This window comes from Desulfoluna spongiiphila, assembly GCF_900101345.1.
In the GTDB taxonomy this organism is placed as follows: domain Bacteria; phylum Desulfobacterota; class Desulfobacteria; order Desulfobacterales; family Desulfolunaceae; genus Desulfoluna; species Desulfoluna spongiiphila.
This window is the reverse complement of record NZ_FMUX01000014.1, coordinates 36,239-57,808: the sequence shown is the minus strand read 5'-3', so window position 1 is coordinate 57,808 and position 21,570 is coordinate 36,239. Positions and strand designations below refer to the sequence as shown.

At 59.2% G+C, this 21,570-nt stretch carries 15 protein-coding genes; 7 read left to right on the top strand and 8 right to left on the bottom strand.

Annotated features, from left to right (window positions below; translation table 11 throughout):
* Positions 1-191 precede the first annotated feature (191 nt).
* Positions 192-497, top strand: a complete 306-nt coding sequence (locus BLQ12_RS17550) for a 4a-hydroxytetrahydrobiopterin dehydratase (protein WP_092212467.1) — start codon at positions 192-194, stop codon at positions 495-497.
* On the opposite strand, the gene BLQ12_RS17545 is transcribed toward BLQ12_RS17550, so the two are convergent.
* Both BLQ12_RS17545 and BLQ12_RS17540 read right to left on the bottom strand, forming a co-directional pair.
* Positions 486-3,443 carry a PAS domain S-box protein gene (locus BLQ12_RS17545; RefSeq protein ID WP_139164019.1) on the bottom strand — a complete coding sequence of 986 codons (2,958 nt, stop codon included), beginning with the start codon at positions 3,441-3,443 and terminating at the stop codon, positions 486-488. The two genes, BLQ12_RS17550 and BLQ12_RS17545, sit on opposite strands and share 12 nt — an antisense overlap.
* Before the next feature lie 248 nt (positions 3,444-3,691).
* The gene (locus BLQ12_RS17540) at positions 3,692-4,648 is read right to left on the bottom strand and encodes a YbgA family protein (RefSeq protein WP_092212463.1); all 957 of its coding nucleotides are present in this window, start codon (positions 4,646-4,648) and stop codon (positions 3,692-3,694) included.
* 494 nt (positions 4,649-5,142) lie between these two features.
* Here BLQ12_RS17540 and BLQ12_RS17535 point away from each other — a divergent pair, with 494 nt between their 5' ends.
* From BLQ12_RS17535 to BLQ12_RS17525, 3 genes are all read left to right on the top strand, one after another.
* On the top strand, positions 5,143-5,916 hold the full coding sequence (locus tag BLQ12_RS17535) for an enoyl-CoA hydratase/isomerase family protein (RefSeq protein ID WP_092212461.1): 774 nt from the start codon (positions 5,143-5,145) through the stop codon (positions 5,914-5,916).
* Between the two features lie 474 nt (positions 5,917-6,390).
* Complete coding sequence (locus BLQ12_RS17530; protein WP_092212459.1) at positions 6,391-6,978, top strand: HDIG domain-containing metalloprotein; 588 nt, start codon at positions 6,391-6,393, stop codon at positions 6,976-6,978.
* 412 nt (positions 6,979-7,390) lie between these two features.
* Complete coding sequence (locus BLQ12_RS17525; protein ID WP_092212457.1) at positions 7,391-7,807, top strand: GNAT family N-acetyltransferase; 417 nt, start codon at positions 7,391-7,393, stop codon at positions 7,805-7,807.
* A 163-nt stretch (positions 7,808-7,970) separates the two neighbouring features.
* Here the strand turns inward: BLQ12_RS17525 and BLQ12_RS17520 are convergent, their stop codons facing one another.
* Positions 7,971-8,909, bottom strand: a complete 939-nt coding sequence (locus BLQ12_RS17520; RefSeq protein WP_092212455.1) for a D-2-hydroxyacid dehydrogenase — start codon at positions 8,907-8,909, stop codon at positions 7,971-7,973.
* Positions 8,910-9,064: 155 nt separating this feature from the next.
* Here BLQ12_RS17520 and BLQ12_RS17515 point away from each other — a divergent pair, with 155 nt between their 5' ends.
* Positions 9,065-10,033: a calcium/sodium antiporter gene (locus BLQ12_RS17515; protein WP_092212453.1), complete on the top strand. Its 969-nt coding sequence runs from the start codon at positions 9,065-9,067 to the stop codon at positions 10,031-10,033.
* Between the two features lie 329 nt (positions 10,034-10,362).
* Here BLQ12_RS17515 and trpB read toward each other — a convergent pair whose 3' ends face one another.
* Positions 10,363-11,580: a tryptophan synthase subunit beta gene (trpB, locus tag BLQ12_RS17510; RefSeq protein ID WP_092212451.1), complete on the bottom strand. Its 1,218-nt coding sequence runs from the start codon at positions 11,578-11,580 to the stop codon at positions 10,363-10,365.
* 236 nt (positions 11,581-11,816) lie between these two features.
* Between trpB and BLQ12_RS17500 the strand changes: the two genes are divergently transcribed.
* Positions 11,817-12,350 (top strand): HD domain-containing protein, encoded by a 534-nt coding sequence (locus BLQ12_RS17500; protein ID WP_092212446.1) that lies wholly within the window; start codon positions 11,817-11,819, stop codon positions 12,348-12,350.
* A 243-nt stretch (positions 12,351-12,593) separates the two neighbouring features.
* Complete coding sequence (locus BLQ12_RS17495) at positions 12,594-13,820, top strand: cation:proton antiporter (protein ID WP_092212444.1); 1,227 nt, start codon at positions 12,594-12,596, stop codon at positions 13,818-13,820.
* Between the two features lie 404 nt (positions 13,821-14,224).
* Here BLQ12_RS17495 and BLQ12_RS17490 read toward each other — a convergent pair whose 3' ends face one another.
* The 4 genes from BLQ12_RS17490 to BLQ12_RS17475 all read right to left on the bottom strand — a co-directional run bounded on the left by BLQ12_RS17490 (position 14,225) and on the right by BLQ12_RS17475 (position 21,432).
* Complete coding sequence (locus BLQ12_RS17490) at positions 14,225-14,986, bottom strand: DUF6125 family protein (RefSeq protein WP_092212443.1); 762 nt, start codon at positions 14,984-14,986, stop codon at positions 14,225-14,227.
* 438 nt (positions 14,987-15,424) lie between these two features.
* A complete protein-coding gene (locus tag BLQ12_RS17485; RefSeq protein ID WP_092212442.1) occupies positions 15,425-17,227 on the bottom strand; it encodes an acyl-CoA dehydrogenase in 1,803 nt (600 codons plus the stop codon).
* Positions 17,228-17,359: 132 nt separating this feature from the next.
* Positions 17,360-18,730 (bottom strand): acetyl-CoA hydrolase/transferase family protein, encoded by a 1,371-nt coding sequence (locus BLQ12_RS17480; RefSeq protein WP_092212440.1) that lies wholly within the window; start codon positions 18,728-18,730, stop codon positions 17,360-17,362.
* A gap of 416 nt (positions 18,731-19,146) precedes the next feature.
* Complete coding sequence (locus BLQ12_RS17475; RefSeq protein WP_092212438.1) at positions 19,147-21,432, bottom strand: sigma 54-interacting transcriptional regulator; 2,286 nt, start codon at positions 21,430-21,432, stop codon at positions 19,147-19,149.
* Positions 21,433-21,570: the final 138 nt, after the last annotated feature.

The following is a 21,570-nucleotide window of genomic DNA, read 5'->3' as shown; positions in this document are numbered from 1 at the left end:
GGCCGGCCAGGATGAAAAAAGAGTGTGATCGCGCGATTTACCCTTGATTCCACAGCACCATTTGATTACTCATGGAAGCACAAGCGGGCGGGAAGAGATCATCGTAAAATCAGCCTTAAAAACGCGGCGATGCGACATCCCGGCCCGGTACAAAGGGCGGCACAAAAGGCCCCTACATAAACGGAGGTTCCATGAAGTCCAATGGCTTGTCCCAAGAAGAGATCAGCATGCGTCTGGAGGAGTTGAACGATGCGTGCGAGGCGCCCTGGTATCTGGAGGGAGACACCTTGAAGAAACAGTTCGCTTTCAAAAACTTCAACGCCGCCTTCGGGTTCATGACCCGTGTGGCCATCAAAGCCGAAAAAGAAGATCACCACCCGGAGTGGAGCAACGTTTACGGCCGGGTGGATGTCACCCTGACCACCTTTGACGCCGAAGGTCTCACAGAAAAAGATTTTGCCATGGCCGCCTTCATGGACCGCATCTCAGGCCTCTGATACAGGCTCCGGCTTCACGCCGCCAAGGGGCAGGCAGAGATAGACCGTGGTCCCCTCACCCAACCGGGAATCCACGGTGAGGGTTCCCCCGTGGCGGGTCACCACGGCGTGGGTTACGGCAAGGCCGAAGCCCATGCCTTTGCGGGAGCTTCTCTCCTTGGTGGTGTAATACGGGTCAAAAATATGGGGCAGGTGCTCCTCGGCGATGCCCCGCCCCCTGTCCCGCACCGCCACTTCAAGGCAAGACGCTCCGCCAAGGGCTGATGCCCTTTTGTGTCCCTTCTCCAGGCAGGTGCAGCGGATCCGCACCTCCCCTTTCCCGTCGCAGGCTTCCAGGGCGTTTTTCACCACGGCATCAATGGCCTGGCCCATCTGGGGACCGTCCACGGTCACCCGAGGCATGTCGGGGGACAGTTCAAGGTACACTCCGGATGCCGCCCCCCCGGCATCTTTCACACACCGACGGAGCACGTCCTGAATGGGAACCGTAGGCTCCACCTCTTCCCCCCGGGTCGACAGAGCAATCAACCGGGCCACCAGGTCCCGGGCCCGCTGCAGGGTTTCTTCCATGGTCGCCAGGTGCTTTCGGGCAGGCGCCCCCTCGTCCAGGCAGAGCCCCGCCAGTTCCACACGCCCCAGCAACACGGCAAGCATATTGTTGAAGTCATGGGCAATGCCTCCGATAAACGAGCCGATAAGATCCAGTTTCCCCTGCTTCAGCAAGGTCTCCTGAAGGGCGCGGTACTCCGTCACATCGGCAAGGCTCGCCCGGATCCCCACCACCGCACTGTTCCTGATAATGGGAGCCGAGTGAAACAGCACCCGTATCTCCTCCCCGTCGCCATTGATCATCCGGTATTCGGTGGGATCCACCTCACCGCCGGCCAGGGTGATCTCCACCCGCCCCATCACCCGCTGCCGGTCATCGGGATGAAACGCCTCAAGGGCAATGCCCGGGGTTTGAAAATCCTCCGGCCGGATCTGGAAGGCCTCCAGCCCCAGGCTGTTGACATAGGTCACCCGAAGGGCCAGGTCCACTTCACAGACTATGCAGGGAAGAAGCTCGGCCATCTCCCGAAACCGCTCTTCGCTCTCGCGGATCGCCTGCTCCGAGACCTTGCGTTCCGTGATGTCGTCCACCACCCAGAGGACCCCCTTGTTGAGATCCGGGGGCACATGGGCGTCCACGGCCTTGCCGGAGAGGCTGCACCACACGACAGAGCCGTCCCGGCGTTTCAACCGGTAATCGATCTGTGTCCTGACCCCATGGACCAGGGCATCGTAGTGGTGGGCGCCGTATCGCCTGAAGGCCTCTTCACTCACATGGAGCTCCCGCATGGAGAGCCCCTCCATCTCCTCGGGTGAATCGTACCCCAGGATTTCCGCCATCCGGTCGTTGGCCTTCCAGAGGGTGCGGCCCCCCTTGAGCAGCATGATCCCCACCATGCTGTTGGAAAAAATGGTGGTCCACTCCGTCACGGCGGTGTTCAGCTCCCGGGCCTTCTCCTCCACCTCCCGCGTCCGCGTGCGGACCATGGCCTCCAGATAGTCCGTGGTTCGATCCTGGAAATCCCGTCCTTCCTGCAACGAGGCAATCATCTGATCGAAGGAAAGCGCAAGGCGGGCCATTTCGTCACTGCCGGAAAGGGCCACCGTCTTTCCGTCAAGGTCCCCGCGGCTCACGCGGCGAGCCTGCCGTTCCAGCATCCGGAGAGGGCGCACCAGGCGCTCCCGCAGCACGCAGTAAAACAGCCCCAGGGCAAGGGCGGTAAAAAGAACCGCCGCCATCACAATCTCCCACCCCATGCGGCGGGTGGCCTGCCGGTAGGTCGTCCGGGTCCCTTCCAGCCCCGCAAAGAGGGCATCGTCAGGAACGGCGGCCCCCAGCACCCACCCCATGCTCGGCAGCACATGGTGGGATATAATCCAGGTGCGCCCGCCCAGCTCCATGCGCCCGACCCCCTTGTTGAGGCTCAGCACCCCATGGGCATAACGCCTGACCCCGGGAAGGGTGGAGGCAAGCAGGCTCCCCCCGTCAGACCCTTTTTCGTGATCTGCCACCCCCAATAACGACAGGGCCTTTTTCGGCAGCAACAGCGGAATGCCCCTGTCATCCACCAAAAACCAGAACGTTCCTTCCACATCGTTGGAGGTGGCGTCTTCATGGAGAAGGCTCTCAAAAATACCTTCCAGGGGAAGGTCAATCCCGGCCACCCCCTGGAACACGCCGTCCTTCGAGACCACAGGCGATGAGGCCGTGGCCACCACCCCGCCCATGGCGTCGTCTTTGTACACCGGGGTCCAGACCGTCGAAAGGGTCGGGTTTTCTGTCGGTGTAGCCGCAGCGAACCAGCGCTGGCCTTTAATGACGTCCATGGAAAAAGCCGAAAAGACCTCTCGCGAAACGGTATTTGGATAGTACTGCGAGAGCCCATTGGTATAGATGACATAGGATGCGGCGGTGGGCATGGAGGCATGGCCGAAAATTTCAAGGTAGGGAAAAAGGCAGGCGTGGCGATCATCCGCAGGAAGTGGGACCCGGGTATCACCGCCCGGCAGGCGCATGATGAAGACCGGCAACGCCTCGGAGCCCATGAGGGCACCGGAGGGGCCAGGGGAAAGGGGCGGGAACGGATCGCACAAAGTGGCGGGGTGGGTGCCTGAAAACACAAGGTCCCGCGCCTTTTCGGCAAGCAAGGCCGAGTTTTCCGACACTTTCTTAAAAAAATGATCGTAGTGAAGGGCTCGCTGCCTGACGCGCTCCGTCAGGTTCAGCTCCACCCGGTGACGCAGGGTATGCACGGCCCCTTCGGCAAAGCTGTCACCAAATTGCTGGACATGGCGGGTGGTGAACATCGCGAAAAGAATCGCGAAAAGCAGAAGAACCATGGAAAGAGTGACCGTCAGCTGAACACCAATGCTGGACTTGAATCGAATCACACCCATTTTTTTCCCAAACCCCAAACCAACCGTATCATGCTAAAAAACACACGCCCCCACCAAACCTCAAAAAGAACAGACAACCCCTTCCTACGTCAACCGAAAAAGGGCGTTGCCTGTGCCCCTTTTGCAGAGACATCCCAACCATGCCCCGTTCACCGCGCTAAAAAAAGCACTCCGGTATGCCGGCACGACCAGAAATGTGCATTTTCAGAAGATCTCTCAGGGTTTGTTCCTGCCCCGGTCCCCCGGACTCAACGTCCTTTGCCGGAGTCCGACAGCTTCACCAGGGTGGTGGGAAACGGTTCCAGAATCACCTGATCCAGCAGATACTCCTGGTCAAAGCGCACGGCATATCCCTTGATAAGACGCAGCAGGGCGGCAAGGGGAATCCGCTCATCGCGGTACTCCTCAAGGCTCTCCAGGAAATAGGCCCTCTCCTCTCTGGAGAGGCCGTCGGAGACCCAGCCAAAGGCGTGCATGAGGGTGTTGATCATCGACGGTGCCCGGGGCCGTGTGGCAAGGGCTTTTTTCAGCTCCTCCTCATACAGGGCAAATACCGCGGCCACGGGGCGCTTCTCATGGTTGGCGGTGATCTTCCCGCAGGCACGAAACCGGGTCTGGTTCCAGGCAAGGAGCAACAGCTTGTGGGTGCTGTGAAAGGCCACCAGGTCCCGCATCCGGCCGCTCTTTTTTGCCTGCCGGAACCTGGCCAGGGAGTACACGCGGATCAAAAACTGCTCCCGGAGCTCGTAATTTTTCAGCCGCCCTTCGTCCTCCATGGGGAGCCCCGGAAAACGGTCGCCGGCGCAGCCTGCGAAAAAACCGGATCCCCGCTTGGCATTGGCGGATTTGGCAAGGCCCTCATACACCTTGACGTCCGACGGGCCGCAGGAGGGCGAGCGGTTTTTCAGGAGAAACCCGTCCACCTGGGGAAGGGCATCCAGGCACGCCGTGGAAAAATCTGCCATGGCATCGGTTAAGACCTGCTCCGTTGCCGGCTGGTAAAGATGCAGCTTCTTCTCAACCCGTGCAAGGCGGATGGGTGAACGCGGCACGCCAAGGCCGATCTCCACCTCGGGGCAGACGGGGATGAACTCCACGTAGGATGTCAGCTGAGACACGAAGGAGTCGGAAAGGGCCTGTCCGTTGTACCGACAGGCCTCAAAGCCCAGGCACTTGCTCACGACAAGGGTGGGTTTGGGAAACATGGGAGGATGTCCTTATGGAATTGATCGTAAGAGGCTCCAGTGAGGGGATCCCTTTAAAAATACGCCCGGTTGCCTTTTTTTTCAACCGTTTATCCGATTGTGAAAGAAAGGCGGATCTGCTACACCTGTAACAGGAAAGAGACTGGCAGCCTTAGAAACCGCCATCACGCTTCCCCCTGTCAGCGGGCTTTCCAGAGTGTCAACAAATCACCCTGTATCCCTGCACGCGTTACCCGATCCCCGGGGCGGTCTCCCCGCCTGTTTACCGTCATCCCCTTGGGGTCATAAAGCCTCATGCCCCTGTCTTTCAACGCGCTTCATCACCGTCCGAACCGCCCATGGTCACAATCCCAGCGGCTCAGGCACGAATTTTGATCTGTTCATGGTTACAGGCCCGACAACGCCGGAAGCCACCGTCCCAGGCGGCACCCTGCAAAGGTCCCCATTGACCCGCCGCTTGGTTTGCAAAGCGGCCACCTTCACGGAGGTACGCCATGATCCACCCTCCCCGGGAAAGCCACACCGACCTCTTCACCTGCGAGCGGATAGAAGACGTGGAGGTGCTCACCTTCCACAAACACCTGCTCCACCACCTCACAGACCTCGCGGCGAAAACCCGTATCCTGGAATACCTGGAGTCCGTCTCCAGGGATCCCACCATCCGCGTCTTCCTGATCCTGGCCTCTCCCCAGCGTTTGGACAAGGAGATGTACCTGGATTTCTATCGCCAGTACCTGGGGAGCAGCTCCATCGCCGACCAGACCCTGCTCAAGCGGCTCTACAACGGCCTCAACCAGTTCATCATGAAGCTATACAAAATCAACCCCTTTGTGGTGCACGCCGGAAGCGGCAACACCGCCTTTCTCTTCATGAACCTCTCTCTGGCCTGCGATTACCGCATCGCCACCGAAGAGACCCTTTTCCAAAACCCGGGCATGGAGCTGGGGCTGCCCCCCAAAGGCGGGGGCGTCTTCTTCCTCTCCCACCTCCTGGGCCCGGCCAAATGCGCTGAGATTCTCTACTCTGGCCGGGACATCAACATGGAAGAGGCCATGGGGCTGGGCCTTGTCAACCGCGTCGTCAAACAGGACACCCTTCGCACAAGCGCCCTTGAAACCGCCCACGCCTTTGCCCACCGAAGCCCCCAGGCCCTGTTCGGCATCAAAAAACTCCTGGGTTACTGCATGAAGGACCTGGAGGGGTTCCTGGAATACGAAAACAAGGTCCTTGAGACCACCCTGAGGCGCCACCAGCACGAGGAGATGTAGCCCGGATATTTCATGAGAAAACGGGCCGTTTGAAATAATGAAACATTATTACAGATGATTATTGTGAAAAGTTTAGATATTTCAAAAATACAAAATGTAATTCACGGTTTTCTGCTCGATTTCCTCACCCTTTGGGCGAGCCGAGTGCACCCATCTTCTGCGTTATCAGAGCCTTGAGGTAAACCACTACATCTGCAGCTCTGATGCCTTGAATATGGGTGCACTCGACTCGTGAAATATCCGGGGTAGGGAACCGACCTTGCCTTTGGGAATAAAAGGGTTATCTTTACTTTTTTGGGGAAGGGCCCTTACGAAGAGAAAAAGCGAAACAGGTTGCCCGCCGATGCAAAGGTGCCGAGTCAGCCTCATGGATTGTTGGCCTGGGTTATGAGTCACAACGCCAAAGCCAGTGCATGCCGATTTTGTTTTTCCGGGCCCTGCCCTTGACCCGCCACCCAAGAGCAAGGAGCCGTCATGAGCCAGCCCACACGCAGCGCCGCACTGGAACTTTTCAAGACCTACACCACCTCCGAGAGCCTCACCCGCCACGCCCTCTCCGTTGAGGGCGTCATGCGCCATTTCGCGGAAAAATTCGGAGAAGACCCCGAGGTATGGGGAATCATCGGCCTTGTCCACGACATTGACTACGAGAGGTACCCGGACGAACACTGCAAAAAAGCAGAAGAGATCCTCTCTGGGGCCGGCTGGCCCGAGGCCTGGATACGGGCCGTTGTCAGCCACGGCTGGGGACTCGTCACCGACGTCAAGCCGGAAACCAGGCTGGAGCAGACCCTTTACGCCATTGACGAACTCACCGGCCTGGTCGCTTCCACCGCCCTGGTGCGTCCCTCGCGAAGTGTCATGGACATGAAGGCGAAATCCGTAAAGAAAAAATGGAAGGACAAGAGTTTTGCCGCCGGCGTGGACCGGAGCATCATCGAAAAAGGGGCCGAGATGCTCGGCATGGAACTCTCCGAGCTCATCACCGAGACCATCCTCGGCATGCGCAAGGTAGCCGATGAGGTCGGCCTCGGCATGGCCCAAGCAGACAACGCTGAATAGATTGACAAGCGACCTCCGGCCACAGGCTGTGAACCTTGGCAGCAGGTTGCAGATGGGTTTTGCTCCTCGTTCCCCGGGGCAAAACCCATCCGCTTGGTCTGGCCGTTTTCTCATGAAATATCCGGGTTAGGGCTACGACAAAAATAAAATATACACGTAGTGACGTGTATACCATTCCATGAACCCCTTACCGACCGGTGAATTCCCGCCACAAATCAAACGGCCAACATTTAAGGATGTACACTTATTTTCCGGCCGGGCCCTTAGGGGTTGCCACCCCGCATCAGCATGCTATAACCACACATGATGTAAAAACAATCCACCATGCGGACTCCATATTCGGTTACTCCCCCTGTGTGTCTGCTGCAAGCCATTCAAACCCGACATGCAGCACTACCCACGGAGACCCGCCATGGCCAGCCCCGCCCATGCCCTTGTCCTCTCTTTTTACAGCCGGTTTTCCGGCCGCATCGCCCTCAGTGTGGGCTACGGCCCCGGCTTGGTCGAAATCTTTCCCTTTGTCTTTGAAGACCTCTGCGGCACCCCCATCGGCATCATCGCCCTGGCCGTCATGGTCCAGGACGACCGGGAGGTGGTCCACCTGTACCATCTGGGAGCCTTCATCCCCGGCAGCGGCAACGGCACCAAAATGCTCGAAGAACTCTGCCGCGAAGCCAACAGGCTCTGCGTGGCCATCAGCCTGAGCCCCACCCCCTGCCCCGACGGCACCCCGCCCCTCCTCGACGTCAAGGCCCTGGACGCCTGGTATCGCCGGTTCGGTTTTCAGGGTGACGCCCACCTGGTGAGGGAACCCGTTTCCAGCAGGTAAGGGCTCAAGCAAAAAAACAAATATTCACGTCACGAATAAATGCCGCTGTGAGTTAACCCGAGGAACGAGGGTTAAAGCGCAGCGGCAACCCGCTTTCAAGGTGGCTCATCTTGCCGCCGGAGGCATCGCTTGTGTATGTTTTATGTTTGTACCTCCCCAAAGATCAATACCCCTGATCAAAATCCACGGGATATGCCGGTTCGGCCCCTGCCCTCCAGGCCGCAAAATTCCGGCAGAAGATCCCGGCGATCTCTTCGGGAAAACTGAAGGCGGCGATGTGGGGTGTCACCACGGCCCCTTCCGTTTCCCACAGGGGATGTTCCGGGGCCAGGGGCTCCTCTTCAAAAACGTCCAGCACCGCCCCTGCGATCTGCCTTGTCTCAAGGGCCGCCATGAGGTCCGGCTCACAAACCGTGCTGCCGCGCCCCACATTCATGAACACCGCCGAGGGCTTCATGGCGGAAAAGGCCTCTCGGTTAAACAGGTGGTGGGTGGACGGCGTGGCCGGAAGCACGGAGACCACATAGTCGCACTGCGACAAAAAATCGTGGAACCCGGGCCCGGAGAAAAGCTGGTCCACCCCCTGGGATGCCCCCTGGCGGCGACGGTACCCGAGAACCCGCATGCCGAAATGACGCCCCGTCTCTGCCACATGCCCCCCGATGGAACCCAGCCCGCACACACCCAAAGTCAGGCCCCGGATGCTCCGGTACGAAAGGGGGACCCAGGCCTTCTCCTGCTGATTCGCCCGCACGTCAATCACCCTGCGCTCCGTGGCCAGGATGTATCCGAAGACATACTCGCTCATGAGCGGCCCGAAGATCCCCTTCACCCCGGTAAGGAGGTAATCCCTTCTCAGCCCCGGGCGGCACAGGGCGTCCACCCCGGCAAAGGTCGACTGGACCCACGCGAGCCTGTGGGCCTCGGGAAGGACCCGGGCCACCATGTCCGGCTGGCCGAGGATCACCTCACAGACTGCCACGGTCCCCCTTGCCCCGGCCACCGTTTCACAGGCATGAAGGGTGACATCGGGCAACCCTGCGGCCTCCACCAGCGGCAGGTAGACCCGGGCGTCCCGGGCCAGAATCATGACATCCGTCATCGCACATCCTCCTTTCCATATTAATTTCTTTGCACAGCTCTTTATGCTACGGTACACATGGTTTGGCAACACCTCCGGGCCATCGTGTCCCCCGGACACATTCAATCGACACCGCCAACTTTAACCCGCTGACTCTACAAGGCTTACATATTTTGATGCCCCTTGCTTTTCTTGCTGTCATTTCCGGCCTGGCCCTCATCGTCTGGAGCGCAGACCGTTTTGTGGACGGAGCTGCAGCCACCGCCCGTCACCTCGGCATGCCCCCCCTTCTCATCGGAATGGTGATCCTGGGATTCGGCACCTCGGCCCCTGAAATGGTGGTCTCCGGCCTCGCCGCCACCCAGGGCAACCCGGGCCTTGCCCTGGGCAACGCCTACGGGTCCAACATCACCAACATCGCCCTCATTTTAGGGGTTACGGCACTCATCGCTCCCATCACCGTCCAGTCCCAGGTGCTGAAAAAAGAGCTGCCCCTCCTCACCGCCATCACCGCCCTGTCCGCCTATCAGATCGCCGACGGCCACATCAGCGCCACGGACGCCTGGATCCTTTTGGGCATCTTCGGCGGCCTCATGGCCTGGACCATTTTCCAGGGCCTCAAACGCCGCGGCGACACCCTCGCAGACGAAACCGAGCAGGGCCTTGCCGACGACACACAGTCCCTTCCCCAGGCCCTCTTCCGGCTTGCCTCCGGCCTCGTCGTCCTTGTCATCGCCTCCCGGATCCTGGTCTGGGGCGCCGTGGCCATGGCCCGAGCCTTCGGCGTCAACGACATGATCATCGGCCTCACCATCGTCGCCGTGGGGACCTCTCTTCCCGAACTGGCCTCCTCGGTCATCGCCACCCGCAAGGGAGAACACGACATCGCCCTGGGTAACGTCCTCGGCTCCAACCTCTTCAACACCCTGGCCGTGGTGGGCATCGCAGGGGCCATCCACCCCATGAACGTGGGCCCGGAGGTCCTCACCCGGGATGCCCTCACCATGGGCGCCCTCACCCTCTCCCTTTTTGTCATCGGCTACGGGTTCAAAGGCTCGGGCCGCGTCAACCGATTCGAAGGCGCCCTCCTCGTGGCCGCCTACATCGGCTACAACGCCTGGGTGGCCATGGAGCTTTTTCAATAAAAAACATGCCTCCGGCGCCAAGGTGAGCCACCTTGAGAGCAGGTTACCGCCGGGCTTTGCCCCTCGTTCCTCGGGTCAAATCCCAGCGGTATTATTGGCCCCACTGTGTGATTATCCATTTGCGCCAACCTAATGCCAAAGGAACAATCACAAAGAAAAAAGGCCGCCCACAAGGGACGGCCTTCTATTTACATTGGCACCACACCCCATTGCCACAACGCGCGACAGTGAGGGTGGTTACGGGCGAAGCCCGTCAGCGAATGTGATCGACCTGAGGAACGAAGGTCGGGAGCATTCGCGAACCTGGGGTCCAGGGGCTCAGCCCCTGGCTACACGCCGTATTTCTTTCCGTAGTTTTCCACGACAAAATCGATGTCTTTGTCCCCACGGCCCGAAAGGTTGATGAGGATGGTCTCCTCTTTGGGGAGTTCTTTGGCCAGGGTCATGGCATAGGCCACGGCGTGGGCGCTCTCGATGGCGGGGATGATCCCTTCCGTTCTGGAGAGTTCGAAGAGGGCGTCGATGGTCTCTTCATCGCCAGCGGTGACGTATGTGACCCGGTTGATATCCTTCAACAGGCTGTGCTGGGGCCCGACGCCGGGATAGTCAAGGCCGCTGGCAACAGAGTAGACGGGGAGGGGCTCACCGACCTCGTCCTGGAGGAGGTAGGACTTGAAGCCGTGCAGGGTCCCGGGGCTGCCCAGGGAGAGGGTGGCGGCGTGCTGCCCTTCTTCCAGACCTGTGCCCGAGGGCTCTACCCCGTGCATCTTGACCCCTTCGTCCTCAAGGAAAGCGGCAAAAAGGCCCATGGCGTTGGAGCCCCCCCCCACGCAGGCCACGAGGTGACCGGGGAGTTTGCCGTATTTTTCCTGGAACTGGGCCCTGGCTTCGATGCCGATGATCTTCTGGAAATCGCGCACCATCATGGGAAAGGGGTGGGGCCCCACCACGGAACCGATGGCGTAGAGCTGGGTCACCGGATCGGCAAGATAGGCTTCGAAGGCGGCGTCCACGGCGTCTTTGAGGGTCTGGGTTCCGCGGGTGACGGGAATCACGTTGGCGCCCAGGATCCGCATGCGGGTGACATTGGGCTTCTCTTTTTCAATGTCGATGACCCCCATGTAGATATCGCACTCCAGCCCCACGAGGACAGCGGCCGTGGCCAGGGCCACGCCGTGCTGCCCGGCACCGGTTTCGGCGATGAGCTTTTTCTTGCCCATGCGCTTGGCCAGCAGGGCCTCGCCCAGGCAGTGGTTGATCTTGTGGGCACCGGTGTGGTTGAGGTCTTCGCGCTTGAGGTAGATCTGAGCGCCCCCGATCTTCTCGGAGAGGTTTTTACAGTAAAACAGGGCGCTGGGGCGTCCCACAAAATCCTTCATGAGGGTTGTCAGCTCGTCGACAAAGGTGGGATCGTCCTTGATCTCGTTGTACGCGGCGGTGATCTCATCAAGGATGGCCTGAAGTTCGGGCGGAACAAAGCTGCCGCCATAGTCTCCAAAGTAACCTTCGGCGTTGGGCATTTCAAGGCTGCGGATGTCGGTGGTCATATCTACTCTCCTGAATCTGTATCGTCTGTCTGCGGTCCTGCCTTACCGGTCCGGCCGCCCTTTGTTTCTACGAGCAGAAACATGCACCAACCCCCGACCTTTTGCAACCCTTTTTTCATCCGACAGCAGAAAACCTTGCCCGCCAATGCAGAAAAACCGCCAATCACCTTGCCTTTCAACCCCAAACCCACCTATAGTGATCTTTCTGTCAATTTAACTGCATACAGGTGACTCCCGTGATCTCCAAACCTCTCATCGAGGCCATTGTGGCCCATTACGCCCAGCCCCTGGAAGGTCGCCACGGCCTTGCCCACTGGGCCCGGGTCCTTGAAAACGGACGTCTGCTGGCCGACCGAACCGACGCCGACACCACCGTGGTGGAACTCTTTGCCGTTTTCCACGATGCCTGCAGACAAAATGAAAGCTTCGACCCCGACCATGGCGCCCGGGGCGCAGAACTGGCCCGACGCTTCCACAACGAGGGACTCCTTGACCTCAACGACAAGCAGCTCGCCCTTCTCACCCATGCCTGCGAGGCCCACACCGACGGCCTCATCACCGGTGCCCTCACCGTCCGGGTCTGCTGGGACTCAGACCGCCTCGATCTGGGACGCGCCGGCATCCGCCCCGCCCAGGGTCTCCTGTGCACCGGCGCCGCCCGGGACAGCGAGATCATGCAATGGGCCGGAGAGCGCAGCCTCACCGGCCACCGTCCCGACCTCCTCGCCACCGAGTGGGGAATCGTTCTCAAAGACGAAAAATCGGCATAAGAGCACAAAAAGAAAGGCCTTCGGCGGCCCTGCCGAGGGCTAAGCTTTTGTCAAAGCTTATGAAGACGGCTTTAACAAACAGGTCTTAAAACTTCTTCTTGCATACATGGCGCTTTAAAGGCGGATGTGGTTTGACCCGAGGAACAAGGGGGCAAAACGCATCCGCAACCTGCTTTTAAAGGTGGCACACCTTGCCGCCGGAGGCTGCCTTTCACCATCCATATCCCGCTCAGGACCTTACCCATGCACCTTTTCAACGCCATTGCCATCTTGATCTCCCTTGCCGCTCTCTTCAGCTTCATCAACGACCGGTTCATCAAACTCCCCGCCACCATAGGCATCATGATGATCGCCATGCTCATGTCCTTGGGGCTCATCCTGGTGGCCCCCTTCGGGCTGGATCCGGGGGTGACCAAGCTGATTTCAGGCATCGACTTCAACACGACCCTGATGGTGGGCATGCTCTCCTTTCTCCTTTTTGCAGGGGCCCTGCATGTGGAGATGGATGACCTCCTGGAAAACAAAATAGAGATCGCCCTCTTTGCCACGGTGGGGGTGGTGGCCTCCACCTTCATCACCGCCACCCTCGTCTACTACGCGGCAGGGCTCATGGGCCTGCGCCTTGCCTACATCCACTGTCTCCTCTTCGGGGCCCTTATCTCACCCACGGACCCGGTGGCGGTCCTGGGGATCCTGAAGTCGGCGGGCGCCCCCAAGAGCCTGGAGGTCAAGATCACCGGGGAGTCCCTTTTTAATGACGGCATCGGCGTGGTGGTCTTTCTCACCATCCTGGAGATCGCAACAGGTGAAGCAGAGCTCTCCGCCGGCCATGTGGCGGCCCTTTTCGCAACCGAGGTGGCAGGCGGGGTGGCCTTGGGCCTTGTCACCGGATGGATCGCCTACCTCTTCCTCTCCAAGGTGGACAACTACCAGGTGGAGGTCCTCATCACCCTGGCCCTGGTCACCGGCAGCTACGCCCTGGCCCTGGCCCTTCACCTCTCGGGCCCCATCGCCATCGTCATCGCAGGCCTTCTCATCGGCAACCGGGGACGGGCCTTTGCCATGAGCGATAAAACCCGGGAGCACCTCGACACCTTCTGGGAGCTTCTGGACGAGACCTTGAACGCCATCCTCTTCCTGCTCATCGGCTTTGAGATCCTCATCCTCACCGTCAGCAAGCGCTTCCTGGCCCTGGGGGTCCTGGCCTTTGCCATCGTCCTCATCGCCCGGCTCACCTCCCTTGCAGGGGCCCTGACCCTGCTCAAGCCCTTCCGCCCCTTTGCCAAAGGCGCCCTGTCCATCCTCACCTGGGGCGGCCTCAGGGGCGGCATCTCCGTGGCCCTGGCCCTCTCCCTGCCCGCCACCATCCCGGTGCGCGACGGCCTGGTCACCATGACCTACGTGGTGGTGATCTTCTCCATCGTGGCCCAGGGCCTCACCATCGGAAAACTGATCCGACGCCATCATTAAAAAACAAAAGCAATGCCTCCGGCGGCGAGGTGTGCCACCTCGAAAGCAGGTTGCGAATGCGCCTTTGATTTAGAATGAACTGTTTTTTTAAACCTGTTTATCAAACTTTTCAAAAGTTTGGCCCCCGGCAGGGCCGCCGGAGGCAGCTTTAACCGGGTCCAGCCACAAAAAAAACACCGCCGTCACTCTCAATGAGCAACGGCGGTGCCTTTAAAAAAAGCTCTGGCTCACAGCATGGTGGAACCCCCAACGCGGTCGGACGTTCGAGGCAGGAAGAAATGCTGATAACAATTCATGGGTAACATCGATGCAGAGAACCGAAACAACATGAATTAAGGAGAGATTTGAGCCAGAACATCGGTGGAGGCCGATCCGTCATGACCGGCCCCGATAATCGGTGGTATTTACTTGTCCTCTTCCGGGTCCAGGGTAAACTTCCAGGCGCAGACCCACTCGTCGGGGTGGGCATCCGGGGGGCAGCCGACGCACTCGGTGCGGATGCGCGAATCAATGGCCCGGGCAAAACAGGGGTACTCCACAAGCCCAGCGGATTTGCAGGGGTAGTCGGCCAGGCCTTTTCGTTGGCGGGCCGTCTGGACGCGGCACTTGTTCATCTGAAAGACAAAGCCGGTCTCCTCTTCCTCCACGATGGACTGCTCGTTGATCCGGGCGTACATGCGAAACGCAAGGGCAGCTTTCAGGCCCTCTAAGCCGGGCTTTTCCGAAAGCCCCAGGAACCGCTTCACGGCCGAGGATTCAAAGGGAGAAAAGTGGGCCCAGCAGGAGTCGTTGCACCGCTTGGCGTCGTTCATCCCGTGGGTAAACTCCACGGACTGGAACCACACCCCGTCATTGGCCAGCCAGTTGATGGAGATGGACTCCAAAAGCGCGTTCATGGCCTCGCCGTCCAGGTCCAGGAGGGCATCGGGGATGCCCTCGGTGAGGCCGAACCCCAGGGTCTTGGAGAGACGTTTCAACTGGATGTCCCGGCTTGTTTCAAGGGCCTTCCAGAGGGTTTCGTGGGCCTTTTCCGTCCCCATCTGGTGCCGCACCTCGGTAAACCACATGACGTGGTGCATGATGATGCGATGCATCATGTCCATGGCCAGCTTGGCCTTCTCTTTGCTGCCCAGCCCTTCCAATTCCATCTTGGTCGTGTCCATCATCGTATGCCTTATGCCGTTTGAATGAATGCCATGCATGGTGACATGGACCGGATCCGGGTTGAACCCGGGAATACGCGGTTCCCGGGGTAATGCCCATACGTCTGAAAAAATTAAAAAGCACATGTGCCCCCGGCGGCCAGGGCGAAAAAGCGCCCCCGGCCTCCAAGGTGCAGAGCCCTTTTACTCATCGGTCCGGATGAGCCAAAGAAAACTGCCAATTGCACAGGAGTGTTACCAATACATGATTGCTAATAAAATAATCCCATAAACACCCGGAAACTGAACCGCCCGCCACCATACAACCACTTACTTTTTACTACGGGCTATCAATAACTATTCCTCATCCGGGGACCGGGAGCAACCCTTTTCACAAGGGGCCCCCGGCTTTCCTCTCTCAACAGCAGGTCGGCCCCTTAGGTGGCGACGGGGCCTGTCATGCTATTTCCCCCCGAAGCCTGCGTCGTCCATGGCGGTGACCGCGCCATCACAGGTTTGAATCGCATCCATTTTGCCCATGGCCGAAGGCAGCATGGTGTTGATAAAGAACCGGGCGGTGGTGATCTGGCCCTTGTAAAAGGCGGCATCCTTTTTCTTCTTATCCACAAGGGGAGCGGCCACGGTGGCCCGCCACAGGAGCATCCACGCCATGGTCAAGTCACCGGTCACCTCCAGAAGGGGATGGGAGTAGGCATAGGCATCCAGCACCTTATCGGACATGGCTGCCTTGCTGATGGCGGCGGTCACCTCGGTGTAACGGGTGAAAAAGGCCTGGAGGCTTTCAGCCAGGGGAGCCACTTCGGGAACCTCTTTGGCCTTGTCGATGGTGCGGTGAATGGTCTCCAGGAAGTCCATGAAGGGCTTGCCCTTTTTCATCCCCAGCTTCCTGCCGAGAAGGTCCATGGACTGGATACCGTTGGTGCCTTCGTAGATCATGAAGATACGCGAATCCCTCAGGAGCTGAGCCACGGGGAACTCTTCCACATACCCGTAGCCGCCGTACACCTGGATGCCATGGCTGCATACCTCAAAGGCCTTGTCCGTGATGTACCCTTTGATGATGGGGGTGAGCACTTCAAGGAGCAGGCTGTACTGGCTGCGCTCATCGGCATCCTCGCTCATGGCGATCTTGTCGTGGCAGAGTCCGCCGAAGTAGATCAGGCTTCGCATGCCGTCCACATAGGACTTCATGATGAGGAGCTGGCGCTTGACGTCCGGGTGGTTGATGATGGAAACGGGGGTTGAACCGGCAGGATCGGTGAGGCCCTTGGTCTGAACCCTTTCACGGGCATAGTTCAGGGCGTGGATGTAAGAAGCCGTGGCACAGGCAAAGCCCTGGAGGCCCACCATCTGGCGCGCTTCGTTCATCATCTGGAACATGGCGGCCATGCCTTTGTTCTCTTCCCCCAGAAGGGTCCCGATGCACTGCCCTTTGCCGCCCAGGGTAAGGGAACAGGTGCAGTTGCCGTGGAGGCCCATCTTCTCTTCGATACCGGTGCAGACCACGTCGTTGAACTCGCCGAGGCTGCCGTCTTCGTTGATGCGGTATTTGGGAACCATGAAAAGAGAGATGCCGCGGGTGCCTGCCGGGGCGTCTTCAAGCCGTGCCAGCACCGGGTGGATGATGTTTTCGACCATGTTCTGCTCACCGCCGGAGATGAAGATCTTGCTGCCGGAGATGGAGTAGGTGCCGTCGCCGTTCTTTGTGGCCACGGTGGTAAGGGCCCCCACGTCGGAGCCGGCCTCGGGTTCCGTCAGCAGCATGGTCCCGGACCACTGGCCGGAGAACATCTTTTTCAGGACCTGTTTTTTCTGGGCCTCGGTGCCGTAGCTCTCAATGAGTTTTGCCGCCCCGTGGGAGAGCATGTTGTAGAGCATAAAGGCGTTGCAGGAGCCGTAGAAGTACTCGTTGGCCGCCATGGAGACCGCATGGGGAAGGCCCTGGCCGCCCCAGTCCGGATCGTCGCTCATGGCAAGCCATTCGCCTTCGCAGTAAAGATCGTAGACGTGTTTGAACCCTTCGGGGACGGTGACGGTGCCCGCATCAAAGGTACATCCGTCATCCCCCACCTTCTGCAAGGGAAGCATCTCCTTGATCCCCAGATTCCGGGCTTCACCGATGATCATATCGATGGTTTTTCGATTGAACTCCGCATAGGAACCGCCCTTGTACTCTGTTCCAACTTCCAGCTGTTCGTGAAGTACAAAGTCGATATCCCTTTTGTCTGCAATCAGTTGAGCCATGAATCGGTTCCTTTCATCGTTGTTTGAGTAATCAAAGCTGAGTTAAAAGCTGCCTCCGGCGACAAGGGTCGAAGCCGCTGTTGGTATCAAACCTCGTAAAAAATGAGTTTTCGCGTGCAAGCCCCCCGCACCTCACGCGCAGGCCCCCACCATGTGGAGCACCTCGTCGTTGCGGTTGGCCGCACACCAGATCCGCATCCCCTCGGCCTCCCGCACCAGGTCGTCCCTGAAGTCGGGATGGGCGATGCTGATCAGCGCCTCGGCCCGTTCCCAGGTGGATTTCCCTTTAAGGGAGACCATGCCGAATTCCGTGACCACATACTGGGTGATGGACCGGGGCAGGGTAACCACGGTTCCCGGATCAAATACCGGCTTGATGCGGGACACCAGATTCCCCGCAGGGTCCCTGGTGGTGGACGAAAGGCAGATAAAGGATTGCCCCCCCTTGGAGTGGTACGCACCGTAGGCGAAATCAAACTGCCCGCCGGTGCCGGTGATGTGCCGGAACCCTGCGGACTCCGAGGAGACCTGCCCGTAGAGATCCACTTCCAGGGCGTTGTTGATGGAGACCACCCGGTCGTTGGCCGCGATGTTGAACAGGCCGTTGGTGTAATCCACTGCGTAGCTGGCGCAGGCCGGGTTGTTGTCGAGAAAGTCGTAGAGGCGCTGGCTCCCCAGGGCAAAGGAGTAGACCATCTTGCCCCGGTCCATGGCCTTTTCACTGTTGGTGATCTTTCCCGCCTCAAACATCTCCAGGTAGGAGTCCGCGAGCATCTCCGTATGCACCCCCAGGTTCTTCAGCTCCGAGCGCGCAATGAGCTTGCCCACGGCGTTGGGCATGCCCCCGATGCCAAGCTGGATGCAGGCCCCGTCCGGGATCTGCTGCACGATGTGGGTGGCGATGGCCTTGTCCACGGCGGTAACGGCAGAATCCGGCAGGGTGAGCAGGGCCTTGTTGTCCGACTCCACCACCACATCCACCTCGGAGATGTGCACCGACTCTTCGGCTCCCCCCAGGCACCGGGGAATGTTCTCATTGACCTCCACGATCACCTTGCGGGCGTTTTCAATGATCGCCCGCTGAAAGGAGTTGGCGATGCCGAAGTTGAAGTTGCCGAAGCTGTCCATGGGGGCCGTACGCACCATGCAGACATCGCAGTGAAGGTTCTGGCGGTAGTGGGAGGGCCCTTCATGGTAGACAAAGGGGATAAAATGGCAGCTGCCCCGATCGTGGCTCTTGCGCTCACCTGAGCTGAAATGCCAGCTGTTGTAGACAAAACAACCGCTCTCAGGAGCCACCTTGGCCACTGCGGCCACACCGGGAAAGGCCAGGGCACGGACCTTCACATCCCAGAGTTCGTCCTGGCGCATGGCCAGGGCCGCGTCCAGATATTCAGGGGCACAACAGAAGGCTCCGTAATCCACCCAATCCCCGGGGTGAACCATGGAAACCGCATCCATTGCCGACATGAGTTTGTTGTTGTATTCGCTGCTGAAACCCATATTCCCTCCCTGTGCCGATGGTAATTCGTAACGGGTGGTGCCAGGCGGGCACCCCCCTGCAGGGAGTGTGGGAGACCCTGCATCGTTGGGGAGTGCTGCCGCACGACATGGCCCACGGTGACGCCGAACCGGTGAAACCGGGCTGGGTACCCGGTGACGATTCTATTCCACCGTTATCCGACGTATACGCCGTTTCAATGAGTAATCATGGGCAACAAGTGTGCCACCCTTATCAACAAGATCCCATCACGCTGTTTTCAAAAAGAAAATCAGTCAAAAAAAGAACCTTCCCCACCAAACAGCAAGAGGGGAAGCCATGTGGTTATTTCGCCACACCGCGTTCCCCTCTCCCACCCGATCCCTGTTTGGTTCGAATACCTTACGCCATTTTGTGGCGAAACAGCCACATCACGTGGTTATTTCAACTCATACTTGCGCATCTTGGTAAAAAGGGTTTTCCGGTGAATCCCCAGAATCTCGGCCGCGCGCCCTTTTTGCCACCGGGTCTTCTCCAGGGCATTTTCGATCACCTTCCTCTCAAAGGCCTCCACCGCGGCGGTAAGGCCGATGCCCGCATCGGGCAATGCCACCTCCTCCTCGGCTTCCCCGGCCTTGGTATCGACCTCCATGAGTTCCATGAAATCGACCTTCCGTAAGGTCACGTAGCGCTTCAGCACATTCTGCAGTTCCCGGATATTGCCCGGCCAGTGGTACCGGGTAAAGGCCGCCAGAATCCGTCCTGTGATGGGGGCCACCTCCCTGCCGTCGGCGTACATGGAGAGGAAATGGTCGATGAGAAGGGGCAGGTCGTCCTTGCGCTTCCGCAAGGGGGGCAGCTTGATGGGGATGATGTGGACCCGGTAATAGAAGTCCTCCCGCATGAGGCCCTTGTGCACCAGCTCCTTGAGGTTGCGGTTCGTGGCGGCCACGATGCGGATGTTGGGCTTGCGGACCAGGGTGCCCCCCACCGGGGTGTAGCCGCTGCCCTCGATGGCCCGCAAAAGCTTCACCTGCATGTTGAGGCCGATCTCCCCGATTTCGTCCAGGAACAGGGTGCCCTCGTCGGCAATGTCCAGAAACCCCTTTTTATCGGCGCTCGCCCCTGTAAAGGCCCCTTTTTTGTACCCGAAGAATTCACTCTCAATGATGCTCTCGCTGATGGCCCCGCAGTTGACGGGCACAAAGGGCTTGGAGCTCCGGTCGCTCATCCTGTGGATCGCCCGGGCCACCAGCTCCTTGCCGGTGCCCGATTCCCCGTAGACCATCACGTGCACATTGGTGGCGGCGGCATTGAGGATCAGCTCGTAGACCTCCTGCATCACCTCGCTCTTGCCCACGATGTCCCCGAACTTGTACCGTTCCCGGATGGTGGAGCGAAGCCGGAGGTTCCCCTTTCTCAAGTGCTTGGCACTTGCAGCGATGGCCTCTTCGGTGAGCTTTCGGTCGGTGATGTCCATGACAATGGACTGCACCTTGATCACACGGCGGTCGGTATCAAAAATCGGGGTACGCACCGCAAAATACCAGCGATCTTCCTTGGGACTCTTCACCTCCTGGCGCACCGTCTCTCCGGTAAAGACCTTCTCCGTGCACCAGGGGCAGGGGGTATCCAGCCCGTAAATAACCTTGTGACAGAGTTCCCCCACCGCGTTTCGGCCGATGCGCTCCTCCAGGGTCCGGTTGATGAACTCCAGGCGGCGGTCCGTTGTGATGATGTAGATGAACCCCTCAAAGGTGGTCAAAATGGCAGACAGCTTGGCCTCGCTCTGCCGCAGGCTGTTCTCCGCCAGCTTGCGCTCGGTGATGTCCATAAACGAGGCGATGCTGTTCATGGTGCCGGGGATCATCCCGACCTTCATGTAGATATAGGTCAGGTTCTTTGCCTTGTCGTGGATTCTGCACTCGTACTCGATGGGGATGTCCGCCCCGGGTTTTCGCCTTCCGTAATGGTAGCGCTGCATGCGGTCCAGGTCCTCGGGGGCCACGAACTGGGACCACTTCATCCGGTTGTCGATCTCTTCACGGGTGTAGCCCACCATGGCCTCAAACCGCTCGTTGGAAAAAAGGATGGTCATCTCATGGTCGATGATGATGGTCCCCGTGCCCGTGTTCTCGAACACCGCCCGGTACATCTTCTCGCTTTTGGTCAGGGCCTCCATGGACCTGAGGCGGCCGTCGCCCAGGCGCAGCTTGTGAACGGCTTCCCCCACCCCCCGGGCCAGTACGCCCAGGAGATTTAACTCCTCGGCATCAAAAAGGTATCCGCCGGAGGCATACAGGGTAATCACCCACGGGACCCCGATCTCAGGAGAGATCAACAGGCTGACGGCAGCCGAGTAGCCCCGCTTCAAGGCCTCCTCACGCCAGAGGGAAAAATTGTAGTCCGTTGCGATATTCTGAACCAGGCAGGTTCGCCGGTCCGCCATGGCGATGGACGCCGGGCATCCCCGTTCGTCGGCACCGTCGCCCCGGATCACGGACAAATCGGGACAGGACGCCTCCAGGCCGTCACCGGCCCTCACCGACATCAGCTCTCCGTCCGCCGTGGGAGGCCCCCCCACCCAGGCATAGTCATACACACTCTCCTTTGAGGAGAGGAGCAGGCAAAGCTTGTAGACAAGCTCGTCTTCGGTTTGAGAGTGAATCAAGATATTGAGAAAGGAAATATAGGCCCTGTGGTTCTGCGCTCTGCGATCGTCCATGGTACGTTGGCCTCGTCGTAAAAGATAAACTCGTCACACGTCGATGCCTGAATACCCTCACCCTTTTTCCAAAGAACAAGGGACAGGCAAACAGCGTGGCGAGATGGTAACACAAGGGAGGTAGAAGTTCAAAATTTA

Excerpts from the sequence above, each read along its gene's own strand:
- trpB (WP_092212451.1), bottom strand. The coding sequence starts at position 11,580 with ATGACCACCGACATCCGCAGCCTTGAAATGCCCAACGCCGAAGGTTAC.
- BLQ12_RS17495 (WP_092212444.1), top strand. The coding sequence starts at position 12,594 with ATGCACCTTTTCAACGCCATTGCCATCTTGATCTCCCTTGCCGCTCTC.
- BLQ12_RS17520 (WP_092212455.1), bottom strand. The coding sequence starts at position 8,909 with ATGACGGATGTCATGATTCTGGCCCGGGACGCCCGGGTCTACCTGCCG.
- BLQ12_RS17535 (WP_092212461.1), top strand. The coding sequence starts at position 5,143 with ATGATCCACCCTCCCCGGGAAAGCCACACCGACCTCTTCACCTGCGAG.
- BLQ12_RS17490 (WP_092212443.1), bottom strand. The coding sequence starts at position 14,986 with ATGATGGACACGACCAAGATGGAATTGGAAGGGCTGGGCAGCAAAGAG.
- BLQ12_RS17530 (WP_092212459.1), top strand. The coding sequence starts at position 6,391 with ATGAGCCAGCCCACACGCAGCGCCGCACTGGAACTTTTCAAGACCTAC.
- BLQ12_RS17550 (WP_092212467.1), top strand. The coding sequence starts at position 192 with ATGAAGTCCAATGGCTTGTCCCAAGAAGAGATCAGCATGCGTCTGGAG.
- BLQ12_RS17545 (WP_139164019.1), bottom strand. The coding sequence starts at position 3,443 with ATGGGTGTGATTCGATTCAAGTCCAGCATTGGTGTTCAGCTGACGGTC.
- BLQ12_RS17480 (WP_092212440.1), bottom strand. The coding sequence starts at position 18,730 with ATGGGTTTCAGCAGCGAATACAACAACAAACTCATGTCGGCAATGGAT.
- BLQ12_RS17540 (WP_092212463.1), bottom strand. The coding sequence starts at position 4,648 with ATGTTTCCCAAACCCACCCTTGTCGTGAGCAAGTGCCTGGGCTTTGAG.
- BLQ12_RS17515 (WP_092212453.1), top strand. The coding sequence starts at position 9,065 with ATGCCCCTTGCTTTTCTTGCTGTCATTTCCGGCCTGGCCCTCATCGTC.
- BLQ12_RS17475 (WP_092212438.1), bottom strand. The coding sequence starts at position 21,432 with ATGGACGATCGCAGAGCGCAGAACCACAGGGCCTATATTTCCTTTCTC.
- BLQ12_RS17525 (WP_092212457.1), top strand. The coding sequence starts at position 7,391 with ATGGCCAGCCCCGCCCATGCCCTTGTCCTCTCTTTTTACAGCCGGTTT.
- BLQ12_RS17485 (WP_092212442.1), bottom strand. The coding sequence starts at position 17,227 with ATGGCTCAACTGATTGCAGACAAAAGGGATATCGACTTTGTACTTCAC.